We start from the raw sequence: 20823 nt of genomic DNA on the forward strand, positions 1-20823 counted from the left end.
TGCCTCCCAGTGGAATAAACCCAGCTGCCATGACCACACGGGCGCATCAAAAAAGCGGCCCCGTTCCCGGGGCCGCTTTGATGTTACTCAGTGCAATTTGATCGACGGATCGATCAGAAGCGCTGCTGGTACTTCATGTACATGAAGCGACCGATGTCGAAACCACCGTAGTACGAGTAGTTCGAGTTCGGCTGGCTGAACATCGCCTGGCCCTGGTGGTCGAACACGTTGTTCGCACCCACCGAGACGGTGGCATTCCACGGCGCATCCCAGCTTACTTGCAGGTCGTGGAAGGTGTTCGAACCGACCTTGTTCATCGGTGTGATCTCGCCATAGGTGTCAGGCGCGGCATAGTCGGGAAGGTTGCAGCGATCGTCGAAGTAGCACTGCTCCTTCATCGACGAGTAGTAGCGCATGCCCCAGTTGACGGCGAAATCAGCATAGGACCAGTTGAGGTTCATGTTGGAACGGATCCGGAAGTTGCCGCCGAAGCCGACCGACGGGGATTCCGGCGTGTCTGCATCGTTGGTGGTCTTCAGGTTGTTCTTGCTGACGTAGGTGGAGTCCCAGTTGATGCCGAACTGGCCCAGGCTCGCGGTATCGAACCGGTACGCCACGCCGAAGTCGAAGCCTTCGGTCTCGACGTAACCCGCATTGCGCAGACCGTAGGTCAACTCGTTGACGATGCCGGTGACCGGATCACGCGAGAAGCCCTGGCAACGTGCTTCGATGCCTCGGACGTAGCAATCTTCCAACATCAGGTTCGGGCTGTCCGAGACCATGGTGTTGTCGATCTGGATGCTCCACCAGTCGAGGGTCATGCTGAGGTTGTCGACGTAGCTTGGGCTGTACACCAGGCCCAGCGACTTGGACTCGGAGGTTTCCGGGGTCAGCAGCGGGTTGGAGCCCGAGTTGAACGGAACCGGGGTCTGGGCCGCGACACTGTCGGTCGGAACGAAGCCCTGCTGCAGCTGACGGTAATTCTGGCCGACATCCGCCACGCAAGCCGCGCTGCCGCCAACGACACCATAGACGCTGTCACACACGTCCCGGAAACCGGTGTAGAAGGTCTCGGAACTGCCACCGTACAGATCGTCGATGGTCGGAGCACGGAAACCGTCGGCGAGGGTACCGCGAACCATCAAGTCATCGAACGGCTTCCACTTGAAGCCAAACTTGTTGTTGGTGGTATCACCGAAGGTGGTGTAGTCCGAGTAACGGCTGGCGACGTTGAAGGTCAGCTCCTGCGCGAACGGCAGGTCGGCCAGGACCGGAATGTTCAACTCCAGGTAGAACTCGTCCACGGCGTACTGGCCCTGGGTCGGACCGGATGCCAGGTTGGTGGAATCGCCGGTCTGGGCAATGGCATCGGGGCTGAAGCGCCCCGATTCCTTGCGGTACTCGTAACCGGCCGCGAACGCCAGGTCACCGGCAGGCAACGCAAACAGGTTGCCGGCAACGTTGGCGAAGTAGCTGGTGGTCTCGGTCTCGCCCAGCGCGTGCTCGGTCTTGTACAGGTAGTCCTGCACGGCCTTGTCGCCCAGCGAGTGCGCTGCGTCGCCGGTGCCGAAGCCCGCAAACGGGTTCCACGGCACGCAACCGGCAATCTCGTTGCCCGGAGTACCGCAAACGATCTGGCCCTGGTCATTCTGGAACGACGGACCCACTGCGTTGCGCACATTCGGCTTGTAGAGGTTGCCGGTGGAGACCGCCTGCAGGTTGTTCTGGTTGAACAGATAGCCGGCATCCCAGTCCAGGTAACGGCTGCCGTAGTCGATCGAGCCTTCCAGCGCGGCGGTGATGCGCCAGGTGGTCAGGTCGCTCTGGGTGGTACGCGGCAATTCCCAGCCACGACGACGCCAGTCGATCTCGGTGCCGGCCAGCGGATTGAAGTAGCTGTCGCCCGACATCGCCGCATCAATCGCACTTGATTGCACCGGGTAGCCGGCAATCTGGCGCTCGGACATGCGCTTGTTGTACGACATGTCCGCCACCAGGCGAATGTTGTCGGTGATGTCGTGGTTGGCATTGACGAACAACGTGCGGCTTTCGGTCGGGTTGATCAAGTGCATCTGATCGGAACCCTTGCTGGTGTCGTCGGCGTTCTGCGGGTGGAAGTTGCCCAGGCCGATGGCGTTGCCGTCACGGTCCGGTGCGTACCACTCGGGATCCAGCGGCTTGCCATCCGGACCTTTCTTGCCGCTGTTGATGTTGAAGTTTCCCCACTGGCCGACCACCGTGGTGCTGTGCTGCGGGTAACCGGGGTAGGTGTCATCGCTGAACCAGCGATCCTTTGCCCAGACCGCTTCTTCCTTGTGCTGCGCCGCACCGATGGTGACAGAGCCGCGGTCACCGGCGAAGCCGACTACGAAATCGTAGTTCTGCTTGACGCCGTCACCTTCGCCGTACTGGCCGATATAGGCGTTGATTTCCGCGCCTTCGAAGTTCTTGCGGGTGATGATGTTGACCACGCCGGCAATGGCGTCGGAGCCGTACAGCGACGACGCGCCATCTTTCAGCACTTCGACGCGCTCAACCATGGCGGTCGGGATCTGCGAGATGTCCTGCAGGCCGCTGGTGGTGATACCAAGGCGCTTGCCATTGACCAGCACCAGGGTGCGCGATGCACCGAGGTTACGCAGGTCGATGTAGGAACCGCCCACGTTCTCGCCGGAGGACAGCGGCTCGGAGCGGCTGATCGGCGGGGTGCCGGCGGCAGTGATGTTCTGCAGGATGTCGGCAACGGAGCTGAAGCCCTGCTTCTGGATGTCTTCGCGGCTGATGGTCAACACCGGCTGCGAGGTTTCCAGATCGACCTGGCGGATACGCGAACCGGTGACTTCGATCCGGTCCAGGGTGGTTGCCTGCTCAGCGGGAGCGGCTTCCTGCGCGCCGGCAAAGGCCGGCACAAGTGCCATCGCGATACCAGCCGGCAGCAAGCCGAGCCGCATCGCGGGGCGCAAATTGCGGTAATTCATGGATCTCTCTCCAATAACGTTATGAGCGTGTTAAACGCGTCGTCAACGCTACGTCCCGAGAGCTTTTACTGCTTTGCCGCACCCGCCGCCTGACTTTGCCGAATCCGGCCTGAGTCACGCCGCCATCTTTTTCCGGTAGCTGGTCGCAGACATCTGGTAGCGAGCGCGAAACGCCCGTGCGAAGCTGCAGCAGTTTTCGAAACCACTGGCGGCGGCGATCTCGCCAATCATCATCTGGCTGCTGCCCAGTAACTCGGCCGCATGCTCGATCCGCATCCGTGCAGACGCGGACTGCGGGCTTTCGCCATATAGCGCGTGGTAGGTCTTGGAGAAGTACCAGCTGGAGTAGCTGGTCAACTCGGCCAGTTCGCTGATGCGCACGATCCGGTCGCGGTTGCCGTCCAGATACATATGGGCGCGCTGCAGCCGCCCGAACACCTGGCGCTTGCGCGCCCGGGAGCGGCCGGGGCAGCGCGGTATGCCGGCCGTCATTTCACTCTGGATCAGCGTCAACTGCAGCAGAAGCGGACGCAGTGCGGCCATCAAGGCGGTAGCGTCGTCACCATCGACTGTGGCCAGACGCCGGCTGGAGGCGCGCCATAACCGCAACGCCATCCGCGCATCGTGCAACTCGATATGCCCACGGCCGGCGTACAAGCCCGGTTGTGCCAGCGCACCGGCGGCGCGCAATGCGTCATCCCCCAGGCTCAAGCCAACACAAACGCCGTGCCGGTCTGCCTGGATCAGCGGTTTGGAGTCGCGGTCCAAGGCAATCCAGTCCCCCCGACGTACCCGGAACCGGCCTTCGCGCCCCTCCACCCAGGAGCTGCCGCGAAGCTGCAGCCAGATCGTCAGTGTGCCGGCCGGCATTTGCATGCTGCCCAGTCGCGAAACGCCGATACAACTCGCCTGGGAGCTGACCACCGGCGTATCAATCCGCAGCTGCTGGCCCCGATCGGCCCACGATGTGTTGTCCAAGGTCTTGCCCATGTGCCTGTAGAGGTCCACAGGTTTGCCGAATCTGCCCACGAACTCCTGAAGGTTTGCGGAAACCTGGCCGAAATTGTGCCGACTCTGGCGGCGAAAGATTTACGAAAGGCTGTTTCCCTTTCAAATCAACTACTTGATAACGCCGGGCCACATCGTCTCCGGCGGCGTCTCGAAGGTCGCGAAGCCGATGTTGCCGCCGTCGGATTCGGCAAGGGTGATATACAGCCGGCGGCCACTCCCATCAATGCTGAACCCGTGGGTCGCCGCGCGGCGGTCCCGGTCCAGGCAGCGCGACTGGACGATTGCGCCACCCGACTGCGGACCGTCTTGTTGTGTCGCTTGACCAAGCAAAAGCGCGGGACACCGCGCCGTGCGGCGACGAACATAGACCCCGCGATCGCCGGCCAGGGCCCAGGAGCGGTCGGATACGGCAAGCGAGCGTAGCGAGTCAACCGCCCTGACGCTATCCGCATCAAGGCGGAGATCAGCCTGCCATAAGCCTCTCTCGCCCGGCCGCGAAAACACCACCCGTTTATTCGCATTGTCGACCTGGACACTGGACACGCCATCCAGAAACGCCGTCAGCCGCCATGGCTGCTCGTCCCGGTCATACAGGTACAAGCCCAGATGGCCTTCACCACCATTGGCCAGCACCAATAACCGCTCGTCGTTATTCCCGCCCGACGCCGGCAGATATACGGCCTGCACTGGATGGGCCACAGGAACCGGGAGTCGTGTGACGGTGCCCCGTTTCGGAATTACCTCATACACCCCGTTTTCCTGGGGACGCTGGTCGTCGGAACGTCCGACTACCAGCACTCGCCGGTTGTCTGCATTCCATGATGGCAAATAGCGGGATTCCGGTTGCAAGCCTTCGATCAGGCGCAGGGAGTCAGGTTTATCCAACTCCGCCCACCACAGGCCGAACTTTCCGGATCGGTCAGAAGTAAACACCAATTGCCGCCCGTCCGGTGCGATCGCGGGCAACCGGTCACGACCGGAAGACGCGAACAAACGCTTGCCCGGGCTGCCTGCATCCAGGTCAAATTGGTAGATGCCAAAGTAGCTGCGTCGCACAACATAGGCCAATGACGACACGTTGGCCGCGGTCACTGGCTGCTCGCCATCCTCGACTCCCAGGCTGGTATGCGTTCCGGTGTCCAGGCCATAACGGTAGAGTCCGCTGCTGCTGTGATCGCGTCGCCCATAGATCAGTGCCCGACCGGTTGAGCTCCAGTCCCAACCGCGAATCTCGGCATTGATCCGGGTCAGTCGCTCGGCAATACCGCCGGTTGCCGACAAGCGCCAGAAATCACCCAACGGCGAATTGCGCACGAAGATGATCCAGCGTCCGTCAGGCGAGTAACGCGGGGCAAAGTCCTGATGGTCCGGGTCAGCATCGTATTCCAGCGCCTGAACCTCACCACTGGCGAGGTTCAGGACCTGCAATCCGGCTCCCCCATTGACCAGGCCCCGGCCACCGAAGATCAGGCCACGACCATCCGGGGTCCAGTCGAAACCGGGAGGATCGGACGGGTCGCACGTGCCCACGACGCGTTCCACACCGCCAGTGGCTGGCACCACGAGCACGTGACAGCTCTGTCCGGGCACGATTCGCAAAAACGCGATCTCGCGACCGCTGGGCGACCATTCTGGGCTGTGGTCGTCGGCCACGCCAACGGGATGGGTCAATTGGGTCGGCACCGTAGGCGCAGTGGGCTGGACCATGATCGCAATGTTGCGCTGCCCGGCAGGCACCGCGATATAGGCCACCATCCCTCCGTCCGGGCTGAGCGTAGGCGAGAACTCGAAGCCCGGCGCCGAGGTGATCAGTCGGGTGTCCAATTGGTACCGGGATGGTGATGGCTGCGTCGCGACAGAAGTCGCCACGTCACCGGAAGGCCAGGTCCACCACACCAGCGCCGTAACCAGGCTTGCCACCAGTATCAACACGCCAAGAATCACGCCCGGATTGCCGCGCACGGCCACAGGAGTACCGTCGGCGCGATCCCGCCGTGGCTCCCCGGCCGTGACCGCCACCGGCACAAGCAGACTGGGCACGGCAGGCGTCTTCGCCGCATCAACCTGGGAGAACTCCCGGGTGCTCGCGGCGTCCGGCGCCAGCCCAGGGGCTGGGACTGTGGCGGTTTCCACGCCGTCGTCCAGCCACTCCACTTCTGCCAGCAGCCGGTAACCGCTTTTTGCGATCGTCTCGATGTACTGGGGGCTTTCCCGAAGCTCGTTGAACGCCTTCCGCAGCAGGGTTATTGCCTGGGTGACCACGTCGTCACCGGGCAAGGTGTCCGGCCAGACCTGGGCCAGCAGGGCATCGCGGCTGACTACCTTGCCGGCGTTGGCAACCAGCACCAGCAGTACGCTCAGAGACTTGGGCGTGATCCTGCGTGGCCGGCGTGCTCCCGGCGCCGTCACCTCGCGCAGGGAGATATCCACCGTACATTGGCCTACGCGCAGTCGTTCAGACAAGGGTGCTGCCACAAGAAAAACATCAGAGCAGGCAAGTCTGACCTGCCGCGCCCCAACTGTCCCATGTCGAAAGTCGAATACCTGCCCGCTTGCGCAAAGCCATTCGCCCGTTAGCACCAAGCAACGCGGGTTGCAGCGTCCGTCGGCCCAGAAACCGATCCGCTTCGCGCTCAGGGATGGTTCAGTCCGGGGGCTCGGTTTAGTCCTCGGGGAACTCCTTGGCGACTGCGGCCATGTCTTCCCTGTGTCGCCTTACGGTCAGCGCGATCAACCGCGACACTACCACCGCGATATAAGCCAGTCCGACGAACTGCTCCAGCATCACCAGTACCCGCGCCCATGAACTGACCGGGGCGACGTCGCCCAGCCCGGTAGCGGTCAGGTTGGTGAAGCTCAGGAACAGCAGCTCGATCCATGGCCGCGACTGCGCCGGGTTGATGGAACTGCTGAAAGACCCCGGCGATACCGCTTGGCAGACCATGTAGGCGAAGGCGAAACCCCACGCGAGCAGGGTGAAAGTCGCCCCCGCGGCAAACAGCTCGTCGGCGCTGACCAGGTGATCGTTCATCATGTAGACGATCAGGCTGCCTGCGGTATAGAAATACAACACCGATTCCAGCGCCGATGAGATCACCAGCAAGTCGCTGCTGCCCAGCACGATCGAGGCCATCGAGATCCCAATCGCCGGCACCGCAACCAGCCACGCCACCCACTTGATGGCCGGACTGCGCCACACCACCCAGACCGCCAGCAGCGGCACCAGCACGCCGAACGCACCAAACAGCACCCGTTGGCTGTGGCGGCCGTCGAACACCGGATACAGCAACAGGCTGAGCAACTGGGCCGCCAGCAGGAATGCCGAAGGGTGGCGTTTGGCGATCAACTGCCAACGCCGATACAGATAGCCGTAATTTCCCATTGCGCGAGTGTGCCGCACCATCGACTCACCGCCAATCCCTGGCGTCTGGCAAGGTGCCCGGGCGATCGCGTATTCCGCGCGACCGTCCGGGCAGCGGTGATCAGCTCTTGCGGTAGACCTCGGCGCCGGCGGCCCGGAACTGGGCTGCCTTCTGCGCCATGCCGTCTTCGATTACCTGGTCCTGACCCGGCCCGGGTTCGGCGGTGCTACCGTCCCCGAACGTCGTGCGCACGTCGTGGCTGATTTTCATCGAACAGAACTGCGGGCCGCACATCGAGCAGAAATGCGCCGACTTGTGCGCGTCCTTGGGCATGGTTTCGTCGTGGTATTCGGTCGCACGTTCAGGGTCCAGGCCAAGGTTGAACTGGTCTTCCCAGCGGAACTCGAAGCGCGCCTTGCTCAGTGCGTTGTCGCGCGCCTGTGCACCGGGGTGGCCTTTGGCGAGGTCGGCGGCGTGGGCGGCGATCTTGTACGCCATCAGGCCTTCGCGCACATCGTTCTTGTTCGGCAGCCCGAGGTGTTCCTTGGGAGTCACGTAGCAGAGCATCGCGCAGCCGTACCAGCCGATCAGCGCCGCACCGATCGCGCTGGTGATGTGGTCGTAGCCCGGCGCGATGTCGGTGGTCAGCGGGCCCAGGGTGTAGAACGGCGCCTCGCCGCAGACTTCCAGCTGCTTGTCCATGTTCTCCCTGATCAGGTGCATCGGCACGTGGCCGGGGCCTTCGACCATGGTCTGGACGTCGTGCTTCCACGCGATCTTCGTCAGCTCACCCAAGGTTTCCAGCTCGGCGAACTGGGCGGCGTCGTTGGCGTCGGCAATGCTGCCCGGACGCAGGCCGTCGCCCAGCGAGAACGCCACGTCGTAGGCCTTCATGATGTCGCAGATGTCTTCGAAGTGCTCGTAAAGGAAGCTCTCCTTGTGATGCGCCAGGCACCACTTGGCCATGATCGACCCGCCGCGGCTGACGATGCCGGTCACGCGATTCGCGGTCAGCGGCACGTAGCGCAGCAACACCCCGGCGTGGATGGTGAAGTAGTCCACGCCCTGCTCGGCCTGCTCGATCAGCGTGTCGCGGAAGATCTCCCAGGTCAGCTCCTCGGCGCGGCCGTCGACCTTCTCCAGCGCCTGGTAGATCGGCACCGTGCCGATCGGGACCGGGCTGTTGCGGATGATCCACTCGCGGGTCTCGTGGATGTGCTTGCCGGTCGACAGGTCCATGACGTTGTCGGCGCCCCAGCGGATCGCCCAGACCAGCTTCTCGACTTCCTCGGCGATACCCGACGACACCGCCGAGTTGCCGATGTTGGCGTTGACCTTGGTCAGGAAATTGCGGCCGATGATCATCGGCTCGCTTTCGGGGTGGTTGATGTTGCACGGGATGATCGCGCGGCCGCGGGCAACCTCATCGCGCACGAACTCCGGTGTGATGAGCTTCTGGATGTTGGCGCCGAAGCCCTGCCCCGGATGCTGCTTGAGCAGGTGCGTCTCGGTGATTGCTTGCAGCCGCTGGTTCTCGCGGATCGCGATGTATTCCATCTCCGGAGTGATGATGCCGCGCCGCGCGTAATGCATCTGGGTGACGTTGGCGCCGGCGACAGCACGACGCGGCAACGGACGGGTGCCGAAGCGCACCGCGTCGAGCTTCGCGTCGCCTTCGCGTCCACGACCGAACTGCGATGACAGGCCATCCAGCGCTTCGGTATCGCCGCGCTCGGCGATCCAGGCGGCACGCAACGGTGCCAGCCCACGCGACAGGTCGATGGTGGCCGACGGATCGGTGTACGGCCCGGAGGTGTCGTAGACGGCGAGTGGCGCGTTGTCCTCGCCGCCAAACAGGGTCGGTGTGGCGGCGAGCACGACCTCGCGCATCGCGACCTGCAGGTCGGGGCGCGAACCGGGCATGTGGATCTTGCGCGAGCCCGGCATCGGCCGGGTCACGTCCGCTGACAACTTGTCGGTTTGCTGCACCAGCTCGCGCTGGTCGACAGCCTGGCCAGAGGGGCCAGTTCGGGGAAATGCATTCATGGGCTTCGTCCGCTTCATGTGGACAGCCCGCGCTGGGCGGACTGCTGCGAGGATTCGCTTTGGCGCACGAAGCGGCGGCGCACGGACGCAACACGTCCGGCGAAGCTTCCCTACGGCGGTATCAACCGCGTCAGGTTCGAAGGGACTATCTCAACCGTGCTCTGTCTTACGACACACGGTACCCCCGCTTCAGTCGCACATTGAAGCACGGACGCCGCGTCGCAACCACCGGTGGAGCTGCGAATCGGCGCACTCGGGACCAGTCAGGCTGTCCGGACAAAGGCGATGACCTCGGCGCCGGCCATGCGCATCAGGCAGTTACCGAGCCATGACAAAAATATAGTTGACGCCGCAATAGCGACTGTGCTTATGTCGGTCCATGACGCAGCGCACCATCACTTCGCCGTTCCAGCCGGAACTCCAGCCGGAATTCCAGCCGACCATTCCTACCGGATCGGTTGCCGGCCAGGCCGCGCTCGCAACCACCGTACTCGTACTTATTACCCTCCTTATTACCGTCCTTACAGGCGCGGGGTTCGGGTACGTGTAGACCAACACAAACCCAGGTAACAAGAACCGGACCCCGCGCCCCAAAAAGGCGCGGGGTTTTTCGTTCTTGCGACCCGGGTTTCCCTGATCAAGCCGGATTTTTCCGGATCCACAAGGAAGCCACTCGTGAGAAGCAACGCCATCAAGTCAGGTCCTGCCCACGCTCCCGCACGCGCCATGCTGCGGGCGACGGGAATGGACGATGCCGCTATCGCCAAGCCTCTGGTCGCGATCGTCCACACCTGGACCGACGTCTCACCTTGCAACATCAACTTGCGCGAGCTCGCCCAGCATGTGCGCGAAGGCATACGCAGCGGCGGCGGTACGCCGGTGGAGTTCAACACCATCGCCGTCACCGACGGCATTGCGATGGGCAGCGACGGGATGCGCGCGTCGCTGGCATCGCGCGAGACGATCGCCGACTCGATCGAACTGGCGGTCACCGGCCATTGCCTGGACGCGATGGTGCTGCTGGTGGGTTGCGACAAGACCATTCCCGCAGCGGCAATGGCGGCGGCACGGCTGGATATCCCGACCGTGATTCTTTACGGCGGCACGATCATGCCTGGCCACTGCCCCAGCGAGGACGGCAATGACCACCCGCTGACGGTGCAGGACGTGTTCGAGGCGGTGGGCGCGCATGCCGCTGGCCATATCGATGACGCGGCACTGTACGAGGTCGAGCGCCACGCCTGTCCCGGCGCCGGTGCCTGCGGTGGCCAGTACACCGCCAATACCATGGCGATGGTGCTGACGGTGCTGGGCCTGTCACCACTGCAACTCAACGACATTCCGGCAATCCACCCCGACAAGGCCGCCGCCGCGCGCACCTGTGGTGAGTTGGTGATGCGGCAGTTCCACGCTGGCGGTCCCACCCCACGCCAGATCCTGTCGGCGGTCGGGTTGCGCAATGCCGCACGTGCGGTATCGGCCACCGCCGGCTCGACCAACTGCGCGATGCACCTGTTGGCGATCGCGCATGAAGCCGGCATCCCGTTCACCCTGGAGGAGTTCCAACAAGCCTCGAGCACGCCGGTCATCGCCGACCTGAAACCCGGCGGTCGCTATACCGCAGCGGAGATGTTCACCGTCGGTGGCGTCGCGCTGGTGGCGCACGAGCTGCGCACCGCCGGCCTGATCGACGACATCCCGACGGTTACCGGCCGCAGCCTGTTCGAAGAGCTCGACGCACTGCCGGCACCCGGCCCGCAGGACGTGGTCCGGCCGGTGACGAACCCGATCAAGCCGGTGGGCGGGTTCTCGATCCTGTACGGGGATCTCGCCCCGGAAGGCTGCATCGTCAAGCTCGCTGGCCACGGCCACGCCCATTTCGAAGGCCCGGCGCGGGTATTCAATTCCGAACAGGCCTGCTTCGCGGCCGTGCAGGCGCGACAGATCAACGCCGGCGAAGTGATCGTGATCCGCTTCGAGGGACCGGCCGGCGGTCCCGGCATGCGCGAGATGCTGGCCGTCACCGCCGCGCTGGTCGGCCAGGGTCTGGGCGATGACGTGGCATTGATCACCGACGGTCGCTTCAGCGGCGCCACCCGTGGATTCATGGTCGGCCACGTCTGCCCCGAAGCCGCACGCGGCGGACCGATCGCGAAGCTGCGCGACGGCGATTTCGTTCGCATCGACGTGGCGACCCGCCGCATCGACGTGGACGCCGACCTGGCATCGCGGCCGGTGACGCGGATCGCACCGCGGGTAACCACCGGGGTGCTGGCCAAGTACGCGCGCGATGTCGGTTCGGCGTCGAAGGGCGCGGTGACGGCACCCGGCCCGCTGGATGCCGTGCCGGCACGCGCGATCGCCGCGACCCTGGTCGATGCACGCACGGCGGAACCCGCCTGACGCCACTGCCCCACCCACCTCATGGAAACGACGCAAGTCGCGACCTGCCACCACCAGGTCGCGACTTGCGTCGCCCCCCCCTGCAAACACCCCCTTCGATCACTCACAGGAACCATCGCAATGACCAGCTCCGATACCTCCACCCACCGCCCCCACGTCGCCGTCATCGGTTACGGCAGCCAGGGGCGCGCGCATGCACTGAACCTGCGCGACTCCGGCTTCGATGTGACCGTCGGCCTGCGTCCGGGCGGCCCTACTTCGATCAAGGCGACCGCTGACGGCTTCCACGTCAGCACTCCGGCCGAAGCGGTCGCGGGCGCCGAGATCGTCGCGGTCCTCACCCCGGACATGGTGCAACCGCAGCTGTATACGGAGGTCATCGAACCGAACATCACCCACGGCGCGTGCCTGCTGTTCGCACACGGCTTCAACGTGCATTACGGCCAGATCACCCCGCGCTCGGACCTCGATGTGGTGCTGGTCGCGCCGAAGGGGCCGGGTGCGCTGGTGCGCCGCGAATACGAGATCGGCCGTGGCGTGCCGGCGGTGTATGCCGTCCACCAGGACCGGAGCGGCAAGGCCGAAAAGTTCGCACTGACCTATTGCGCCGGCATCGGTGGTGCGCGCCAGAACGCGATCAGGACCACGTTCAAGGAAGAGACCGAAACCGACCTGTTCGGCGAGCAGGCGATTTTGTGCGGCGGCGCCACCAAGCTGGTGCAGGCCGGTTGGGAGACGCTGGTGGAGGCCGGTTACCAGCCCGAGGTCGCCTACTACGAATGCCTGCATGAGCTGAAATTGATCGTCGACCTGTTCTACGAGGGCGGCATCACCCGGATGCACGAATTCATCAGCGAGACGGCCCAATACGGCGCGTTGACCCGCGGCTCCTACGTGGTGGACGACAGCACCCGCACGCAGATGCGCAAGGTGCTGGCGGAGATCCAGGACGGTACGTTCGCGCGGCAGTGGATCGCCGAGTACCAGTCGGGCAATGCCAACTACCTGGCACTGAAGCAGGCCGATCTGGACCATCCGATCGAAGCCACCGGCCGCAAGCTGCGCGCCGCGATGCCGTGGCTGTCCACCGCCCCGCAGGCTGCCGCCGAGCCCGTCCCCCATCGCCCGGCCACCACCGCCAAGGCCGAGACGGCCGCGGCATGAACGCAGCCCGCTGGCTGGTGCAAGCCTTGGCGGCGGAAGGCGTGGACACGCTGTTCGGGTATCCCGGTGGCGCGATCATGCCGTTCTACGACGCCTTGTATGGCAGCGGACTCAAGCACGTGCTGGTCCGCCACGAGCAGGGTGCCGCATTCGCCGCCAATGGCTATGCACGTTCCAGCGGACGGGTCGGCGTATGCGTCGCGACCTCCGGTCCGGGCGCCACCAACCTGGTGACCGGCATCGCCGACGCGATGCTTGACTCGGTGCCGATGGTGGTGATCACCGGCCAGGTGGCCACCACGTTGATGGGCACCGACGCGTTCCAGGAACTCGATGTGTTCGGCATGACCTTGCCGGTGGTCAAACACAGTTTCATCCCGCGCGATGTCGACCAGTTGCCGGAGATGGTGCGCGAGGCGTTCCGGCTGGCGCGCAGCGGACGTCCCGGGCCGGTGCTGATCGACCTGCCCAAGGACGTCCAGTTGGCCGACGCGATGCACCTGCCTGCGCATGTTCCTGCGCCGGTGGATGTCTTGCCGGTTGCCGGCACCGTCGCCCTGGTCGCTGCGCTGGAACTGTTGTCGAAGGCACGCAAACCGGTGGTCTATGGCGGCGGCGGGATCGCGCTGGGCGACGCGGTGGCCGAGTTCCGTACCTTCGTCGAGTCGATCCAGGCACCCACTGTGCTGACCCTGCGTGGCCTGGGCGCGCTGCCGGACGGGCATCCGCTGAACCTGGGAATGCTGGGCATGCATGGCACCTTGGCTGCCAATCTGGCGGTGCAGGAGGCCGACCTGCTGGTGGTGGTGGGCGCACGTTTCGATGACCGCGCGACCGGTCGGCTGGACCAGTTCGCGCCCTTGGCCAAGGTAATCCATCTCGACCTGGACCCGGTGGAGTTCAACAAGCTGCGTCACGCCGAAGCGGTCCTGCATGGCGACCTGCACCACAGCCTCAACCACCTGGCCACGGCAATGCCGGAATGCTCCGCGTGGCGGGTCACCTGCCTGGCACGCAGGCAATCGCACGCGGCGCGTTACGACGCTCCCGGCCCAAACGTTTACGCCCCGGCGTTGCTGAGGCGATTGTCCGAACTCGCGCCGGCGGCGGTGGTCGCCTGCGATGTGGGCCAGCACCAGATGTGGGTGGCCCAGCACTGGGGTTTCAACGATCCACGCAAGCACCTGACCAGCGGCGGACTGGGCGCGATGGGGTTTGGCCTGCCGGCCGCGATCGGTGCGCAAATGGCCGACCCGCACGGACAGGTGATCTGCGTCAGCGGCGACGGCTCGTTCCTGATGAACGTGCAGGAGTTGGCAACGGTGGCGCGCTATCGCCTGCCGGTGAAGATCGTGCTGCTCGACAACCAGCGCCTGGGCATGGTCCGGCAGTGGCAGGAACTGTTCTTCGAGAACCGCTATTCGGAAACCGACCTGTCCGACAACCCGGACTTCGTCGCCGTCGCCACCGCCTTTGGAATCCCCGGCTTCCACCTGGACCGCGCCGACAACTGCGAAGACGCCCTGCGACGCCTGCTGGCAATGCCCGGCCCCGCGCTGCTGCACGTCTCCATCGACGCCCACGCCAACGTGTGGCCGCTGGTTCCGCCCAACCACAACAACGCCCAGATGCTCCATCCCGAGGAACGCCCGCAATGCGCCACGAATTTGAGCTGACCCTGCGCCAGGCCGAAGGCGCGCTGGCGCGTGTGATCGGCACGGCGGAGCGCCGCGGCTTCCGGCCGGTGAGCTTCAACGGCCACGCCACCGCCAACGGCGACCACTGGCGGATGCGCCTGGCGGTGGAAGGTGAGCGGCCGGCGGAGTCGCTGCGCGCACAGCTGGAGAAGCTGTACGACTGCCTGGCCGTGGAGGTATCGCCATGCCGGCAATAAACCTCCACTGGCGCGCGCCTGACTACCAACATGGGCGCGCACGCCATGCATGAATCCGCTCACGTGGATGCCAGCGCGGTGCTGGCAGCGCAGGCGCGCTTGCGTCCCTACCTGGCGGCGACGCCGCTGCATTACGCCGAACGTTTCGGTTGCTGGTTGAAGCTGGAGAACCTGCAGCGCACCGGTTCCTACAAGGTGCGCGGCGCAATGAACGCCCTACTGGCCGGACGCGAACGCGGCGACCTGCGCCCGGTGATCGCCGCCTCTGCCGGCAACCACGCGCAGGGCCTGGCCTGGGCCGGCTATCGCCTGCGGACGCCGGTCATAGCAGTGATGCCACGCAACGCGCCGCAGACCAAAATTGCCGGCGTTGCCCATTGGAGCGCGACGGTGCGTCTGCATGGCGACACCTACGACGAAGCCAAGGCATTCGCCAGCGAGCTGGCCGAGCAGAACGACTACCGGCTGCTGTCGGCCTTCGACGATCCCGACGTGATCGCCGGCCAGGGCACGGTCGGTCTGGAGATGGCCGCGCTGGCGCCCGACGTGGTGTTGGTGCCGATTGGCGGCGGCGGGCTGGCGTCCGGGGTCGCACTGGCGTTGAAGTCGGCGCGTTTGTCCGGGATGAAATCATCCCGGCGCGTGCGCATTGTCGGTGCGCAGGTCGAAGGCGTGGACTCGATGGCGCGCGCCTTGCGCGGCGACCTGGAACTGCGCGACACCGCCGCCACCCTGGCCGATGGCGTGCGGGTCAAGGAACCCGGAACGCTGACCCGTAAGCTGCTGGCCGAACTGCTCGACGACATCGTGATCGTGCGCGAGGCCGAGCTGCGCGAGACCCTGGTGCGGCTCGCGCTGGAAGAGCACGTGATCGCCGAAGGTGCCGGTGCGCTGGCCCTTGCGGCCGGTCGACGCGTGGCTGGACGCCGCAAGTGCGCGGTGGTCTCGGGCGGCAACATCGACGCGGCCGTCCTGGCGCAACTGCTGTCGGACGTGCGCCCACGCGCGCCGCGACGTCCCCGCCGACGCAGCCGTGAACTGGTGGTTCCCGTCGCCGACATCCACCCCCTTTCCAGCCCCGCCAATACGGCCGCCGCGCCGTCAACCCGCGTGGTCGCTTCCACATCCGCATCCATCAACGAGGACTTCCACCCATGAGTACTGTCGAACCCGAGGTAACCCCTGCAAGCACCGCTGACACCGGCGACCCGGCGCACGTGCGCATCTTCGATACCAGCCTGCGCGACGGCGAACAGTCCCCCGGCTGCAGCATGAGTGCGCCACAGAAGCTGCGCTTCGCCCACGCCTTGGCCGAACTTGGGGTCGATGTGATTGAAGTGGGCTTCCCGGCCAGCTCCGACGCTGAAGTCGAAGCCACCCGCGCGATCGTGCGGGAGGTGCGGGGCTCCACCCTGGCAGCCCTCGCTCGCTGCCACGTCGGCGATATCGAGGCCTGTGCACGGGCGCTGGAGCACGCTGACGACGCACGCCTGCACGTGTTCCTGTCCACCAGTCCATTGCACCGCGAGCACAAACTCGGCCTGAGCCGCGAGCAGGTGGTCGAGCGCGCGGTAATGGGTGTGGAGTTGGCGCGCCGCCACTTCGATGACGTTGAGTTCTCCGCCGAGGATGCGCTGCGCACCGAGCCCGAATTCCTGGTCGAGATCTGCAGCGCCGCGATCGCCGCGGGCGCGACCACGCTCAACATCCCCGACACCGTCGGCTACACCACTCCGGCGGAGATCCGCGCGCTGTTCGAGTACCTGCGTACCAACGTGCGCGACGCGGGGCGGGCGGTATTCAGCGCCCACTGCCACAACGACCTCGGCCTGGCCGTGGCCAACAGCCTGGCCGCCATCGAGGGCGGCGCGCGCCAGGTCGAATGCACCGTCAACGGCATCGGTGAGCGCGCGGGCAACTGCGCGCTGGAAGAGCTTGTCATGGCCCTGAACGTGCGCCGCAGCTACTTCAATGCCCGCACCCGCATCGACACCCGCCGGCTGGTGCCGACCTCGCGCCTGCTGTCGCGCATCACCGGCATGCAGGTGCAACGCAACAAGGCGATCGTCGGCCAGAACGCGTTCGCCCACGAATCCGGGATCCACCAGCACGGGATGCTCAAGCACCGCGGCACCTACGAGATCATGCATCCGCAGGATGTGGGCTGGGAGCAGTCGCAGATGGTGATGGGTCGCCACAGCGGCCGCGCCGCGCTGAGGGACCGTTTGCAGACGCTGGGACTGGCGGTGGACGAGGCCCGCTTGAACCAGGTCTTCGCCACCTTCAAGGCACTGGCGGAAAAGAAGCGCGAGGTGTTCGACGCCGACCTGGAGGCGCTGGTGCTGGGCGCGGATGCGCAGGCATCGCGCGGCTACCGGCTGGCGCATATCCACGCCAGCACCGGCGGTGGCGATGCCAACCTGCCGACCGCCAGCGTGCGGGTGATCGATCCCGACGGCGACGTGGTCGAGGAAGCCGCGGTCGGCGATGGCCCGGTGCACGCGTTGTTTGCCGCCTTGTCGCGTGCCACCGGCATCGCGCTGGCCATCGACAGCTACCAGGTCTCCAGTGTCACTACCGGCGACGACGCACAGGGACAAGCCAGCGTGATCGCACACGTGGACGGGGTCGAACACACCGGCTCGGGCACCAGCACCGACATCCTGGAAGCCAGCGCGCAGGCCTGGCTGGAAATCGCCAACCGGCTCTACCGCGCGCGAACAGCTACCGGGTCGGCGCGGCTTGCTTGCCGGCCGCTTGCCGCAGCCGCAGTGGGCTGACTTCATTTCAGCCTCCGTGTTTCCGCCCTTATCCGGCGCTCCCTTTACCGAGTGCCACGCATCCAGAGTCCGCGCCATGCCTGCCCCAACCACCCTGCTCGACAAGCTGTGGGATGCCCACCGGGTCACCGCCGAAAGCGATACCTCGCCGGCCGTGCTCTACATCGACCTGCACCTGATCCACGAGGTCACCACGCCGCAGGCCTTCGCCGAACTCGACGCGCGCGGGCTGAAGGTGCGTTGCCCCGAGCGCACCAAGGGCACCCTGGACCACGCTACCCCGACCCTGCCGCGCCATGCCGATGGCACGCTTGCCTATGCCAACCCCGAGGCCGAGGCGCAGGTGGCATGCTTGCGCAGGAACGCCGCACGCCACGGAATCGAACTGTTTGATTTCGACAGTCCACACCGCGGCATCGTCCACGTGATCGGCCCGGAGCTGGGCCTGACCCAGCCGGGCATGACCATCGTTTGCGGCGACAGCCACACCGCGACCCACGGCGCATTCGGCGCCCTCGCGTTTGGCATCGGCACCAGCGAGGTCGGTCACGTGCTGGCCACCCAATGCCTGCTGCAACGCAAGCCACGGACGCTGGCGATCACCATCGACGGCGAACTCGGCGCCGGCGTCACTGCCAAGGATCTGATCCTGCATGTGATCGGCGTGATCGGCGTCAACGGCGGCACCGGCTACGTGATCGAGTACCGCGGCTCGACCATCCGGGCACTGTCGATGGATGAGCGCATGACGGTCTGCAACATGTCGATCGAGGCGGGTGCGCGCGCCGGCTTGATCGCCCCGGACGAGGTCACTTTCGCCTTCCTGCGCGACAAGCCGCGCGTACCACGCGGCCCGGCATTTGAGCAGGCGGTCGGGCGCTGGAAGCAGTTCCGCAGCGACGACGATGCGCGCTTCGACCACGAGGTCCGCATCGATGCGCGCGACATCCCGCCGACCGTCACCTGGGGCACCCACCCCGGGCAGGTCACCGCCATCGATACCGTCCTGCCTCCGGCCGGCAACGATGACGACGCGAAGGCGCTGGCCTACATGGGCTTTGCCGGTGGCCACCCGCTGGCCGGACAGCCGGTGGACGTGGTGTTTATCGGCAGCTGCACCAACTCGCGGCTGGACGATCTGCGTCAAGCGGCCGGCGTGTTGCGCGGGCGCCAGGTGCATCCACGCGTGCGGATGCTGGTGGTACCCGGCTCGATGCAGGTCAAACGCGACGCGGAAGCAGAAGGGATCGACGCGGTCGTGCGTGCGGCCGGCGCGGAATGGCGTGAGCCGGGCTGCTCGATGTGCATCGCAATGAACGGCGACCTGGTCGCTCCCGGTCAGCTGGCGGTATCCACCAGCAACCGCAACTTCGAGGGCCGCCAGGGACGGGGCGCGCGCACCGTACTTGCCTCGCCACTCACTGCCGCGGCATGCGCCATCCAGGGCGAGATCACCGACCCTCGCGCGTTCCTGCGGACGGTGGCCCATCCCACCCAGCAGGCAGCGGCAACGGAGAGCGCGTAATGACGGCCATCACCGAACTGCACTCGCGCACCGTGGTGTTGCGTGATCGCAACATCGATACCGACCAGATCATCCCCGCACGCTTCCTCACCACCACCCAACGCGAGGGATTGGGCCGCTACGCCTTCCACGATTGGCGCGCGGGACCGGACGGCCAGCCAGACCCGGGCTTCCCCTTCAACGACCCGGCCAACGCCGGCGCACAGATCCTCGTCACCGGTCGCAACTTCGGCTGCGGCTCCTCGCGCGAGCACGCGCCCTGGGCACTGCTCGAGCTTGGCCTGCGTGCGGTGGTCAGCGCCCAGATCGCCGATATTTTCCGCAGCAATGCGCTCAAGAACGGCCTGCTGCCGATCGTGCTGCCCGAGGCGGTCGTGGATGAACTGCTGGACCAGCCCGGCATCGCGCTGCACATCGATGTCGTCAGTTGCCAGGTGACGTTGCCTGACAACCGGCGGATCGACTTCCCGCTGGATGCGTTCGCCCGGACCTGCCTGCTGGAAGGCGTCAACCAGTTGGGCTACCTGCTCAAACAACAACCCGCCATCACCCGTTACGAGGAGTTGAACCATGCACGCTGACATCGTTGTCCTGCCCGGTGACGGGATCGGCCCGGAAGTAACCCGCGCTGCCGTGCGCGTACTACGCGCGGTGGAGCACAGCTACGGCCACCGTTTCGACATCCAGCAACACCTGCTTGGCGGCGCAGCCATCGACACCACCGGTCAGGCGCTGCCCGACGAAACCCTGGCGGCATGCCGCCATGCCGATGCCGTGCTGCTGGGCGCGGTCGGCGGGCCGAAGTGGTCCGACCCCAAGGCCGCCGTACGCCCGGAGCAGGGCTTGCTCGCACTGCGAAAAGCGTTGGGGCTGTACGCCAACCTGCGACCGGTAAAGCCGCACCCGGCCGCACTGGGCGCATCGCCAATCAAACCGCACCTGCTCAATGGCGTCGATCTGGTGGTCGTCCGCGAACTCACCGGCGGCATCTATTTCGGCGAAAAGCAGCGTCATGCCGATTGCGCCAGCGACCTGTGCGAATACAGCGTCAGCGAGATCGAGCGCGTCGTCCGGCGCGCCGCGACACTGGCGCGCCAACGCCGCGGCCACCTGGTATCGGTCGACAAGGCCAACGTGCTGGAAACGTCCCGGTTGTGGCGCGAGGTCACCAGCCGGGTCGTCGCCGACGAGTTCCCCGACATCACCCTGGAGCACCAGCTGGTCGACTCGATGGCGATGCACCTGTTGGCACGCCCGCGCGAGTACGACGTGATCGTCACCGAGAACATGTTCGGCGACATTCTCACCGACGAGGCCTCGATGCTGGCCGGCTCGCTCGGCCTGCTGCCGTCGGCCTCGCTGGGCGATGACGGCGCGGGCTTGTACGAGCCGATCCACGGCTCGGCGCCTGACATCGCCGGACGCGGCATCGCCAATCCTTACGCCGCGATCCTCAGTGTCGCCCTGCTGCTGCGCCACTCATTGGGGCTGGAGGGCGAGGCGACCTGCATCGAGCTGGCGGTATCGCATGCGTTGGACTCCGGTGCGTTCACCGCCGACATCGCCGGCCCGGGGGCAGCCTTCAGTACCGACGCGGCGACCGCTGCCGTGCTGGAGCACCTGCAGGTCCGGTGTTACGCCGTGACCATGCGCGACTGAT

General features: G+C 65.6%; 14 protein-coding genes and 1 riboswitch. Of the genes, 9 read left to right on the forward strand and 5 right to left on the reverse strand.

The features are described from left to right. Window positions 1-113 precede the first annotated feature (113 nt). From ACW7G1_RS11635 to thiC, 5 genes are all read right to left on the reverse strand, one after another. The gene (locus tag ACW7G1_RS11635; RefSeq protein ID WP_456979927.1) at window positions 114-2978 is read right to left on the reverse strand and encodes a TonB-dependent receptor domain-containing protein; all 2865 of its coding nucleotides are present in this window, start codon (window positions 2976-2978) and stop codon (window positions 114-116) included. A 114-nt stretch (window positions 2979-3092) separates the two neighbouring features. Further along, the gene (locus ACW7G1_RS11640) at window positions 3093-3968 is read right to left on the reverse strand and encodes a helix-turn-helix domain-containing protein (RefSeq protein ID WP_456979928.1); all 876 of its coding nucleotides are present in this window, start codon (window positions 3966-3968) and stop codon (window positions 3093-3095) included. 129 nt (window positions 3969-4097) lie between these two features. Next, complete coding sequence (locus tag ACW7G1_RS11645; protein WP_456979929.1) at window positions 4098-6419, reverse strand: winged helix-turn-helix domain-containing protein; 2322 nt, start codon at window positions 6417-6419, stop codon at window positions 4098-4100. A 232-nt stretch (window positions 6420-6651) separates the two neighbouring features. After that, on the reverse strand, window positions 6652-7371 hold the full coding sequence (locus tag ACW7G1_RS11650) for an ion channel (RefSeq protein ID WP_456979930.1): 720 nt from the start codon (window positions 7369-7371) through the stop codon (window positions 6652-6654). Between the two features lie 100 nt (window positions 7372-7471). After that, the gene (gene thiC / locus ACW7G1_RS11655) at window positions 7472-9397 is read right to left on the reverse strand and encodes a phosphomethylpyrimidine synthase ThiC (protein ID WP_456979931.1); all 1926 of its coding nucleotides are present in this window, start codon (window positions 9395-9397) and stop codon (window positions 7472-7474) included. Window positions 9398-9486: 89 nt separating this feature from the next. Continuing rightward, window positions 9487-9593, reverse strand: a riboswitch (TPP riboswitch). A gap of 479 nt (window positions 9594-10072) precedes the next feature. Between thiC and ilvD the strand changes: the two genes are divergently transcribed. The 9 genes from ilvD to leuB all read left to right on the forward strand — a co-directional run bounded on the left by ilvD (window position 10073) and on the right by leuB (window position 20822). Next, window positions 10073-11800 (forward strand): dihydroxy-acid dehydratase, encoded by a 1728-nt coding sequence (ilvD, locus tag ACW7G1_RS11660; protein WP_456979932.1) that lies wholly within the window; start codon window positions 10073-10075, stop codon window positions 11798-11800. Window positions 11801-11920: 120 nt separating this feature from the next. Further along, a complete protein-coding gene (ilvC, locus tag ACW7G1_RS11665) occupies window positions 11921-12964 on the forward strand; it encodes a ketol-acid reductoisomerase (protein ID WP_456979933.1) in 1044 nt (347 codons plus the stop codon). Then, window positions 12961-14640 (forward strand): acetolactate synthase 2 catalytic subunit, encoded by a 1680-nt coding sequence (ilvG, locus tag ACW7G1_RS11670; RefSeq protein WP_456979934.1) that lies wholly within the window; start codon window positions 12961-12963, stop codon window positions 14638-14640. The genes ilvC and ilvG overlap by 4 nt, the downstream gene beginning before the upstream one ends. After that, window positions 14619-14858 carry an ACT domain-containing protein gene (locus ACW7G1_RS11675; RefSeq protein ID WP_456979935.1) on the forward strand — a complete coding sequence of 80 codons (240 nt, stop codon included), beginning with the start codon at window positions 14619-14621 and terminating at the stop codon, window positions 14856-14858. The genes ilvG and ACW7G1_RS11675 overlap by 22 nt, the downstream gene beginning before the upstream one ends. 45 nt (window positions 14859-14903) lie before the next feature. After that, window positions 14904-16016, forward strand: coding sequence for a threonine dehydratase (locus ACW7G1_RS11680; RefSeq protein ID WP_456979936.1), 1113 nt, complete (start codon window positions 14904-14906; stop codon window positions 16014-16016). Beyond that, window positions 16013-17638 carry a 2-isopropylmalate synthase gene (locus ACW7G1_RS11685; protein WP_456979937.1) on the forward strand — a complete coding sequence of 542 codons (1626 nt, stop codon included), beginning with the start codon at window positions 16013-16015 and terminating at the stop codon, window positions 17636-17638. Before ACW7G1_RS11680 ends, ACW7G1_RS11685 begins: the two co-directional genes overlap by 4 nt. A 76-nt stretch (window positions 17639-17714) precedes the next feature. After that, on the forward strand, window positions 17715-19163 hold the full coding sequence (gene leuC, locus ACW7G1_RS11690) for a 3-isopropylmalate dehydratase large subunit (protein ID WP_456979938.1): 1449 nt from the start codon (window positions 17715-17717) through the stop codon (window positions 19161-19163). Continuing rightward, window positions 19163-19744: a 3-isopropylmalate dehydratase small subunit gene (leuD, locus tag ACW7G1_RS11695; protein ID WP_456979939.1), complete on the forward strand. Its 582-nt coding sequence runs from the start codon at window positions 19163-19165 to the stop codon at window positions 19742-19744. Before leuC ends, leuD begins: the two co-directional genes overlap by 1 nt. After that, window positions 19734-20822, forward strand: coding sequence for a 3-isopropylmalate dehydrogenase (gene leuB / locus ACW7G1_RS11700; RefSeq protein WP_456979940.1), 1089 nt, complete (start codon window positions 19734-19736; stop codon window positions 20820-20822). Before leuD ends, leuB begins: the two co-directional genes overlap by 11 nt. Window position 20823: the final 1 nt, after the last annotated feature.

The organism is Lysobacter sp. A378 (genome assembly GCF_054052125.1).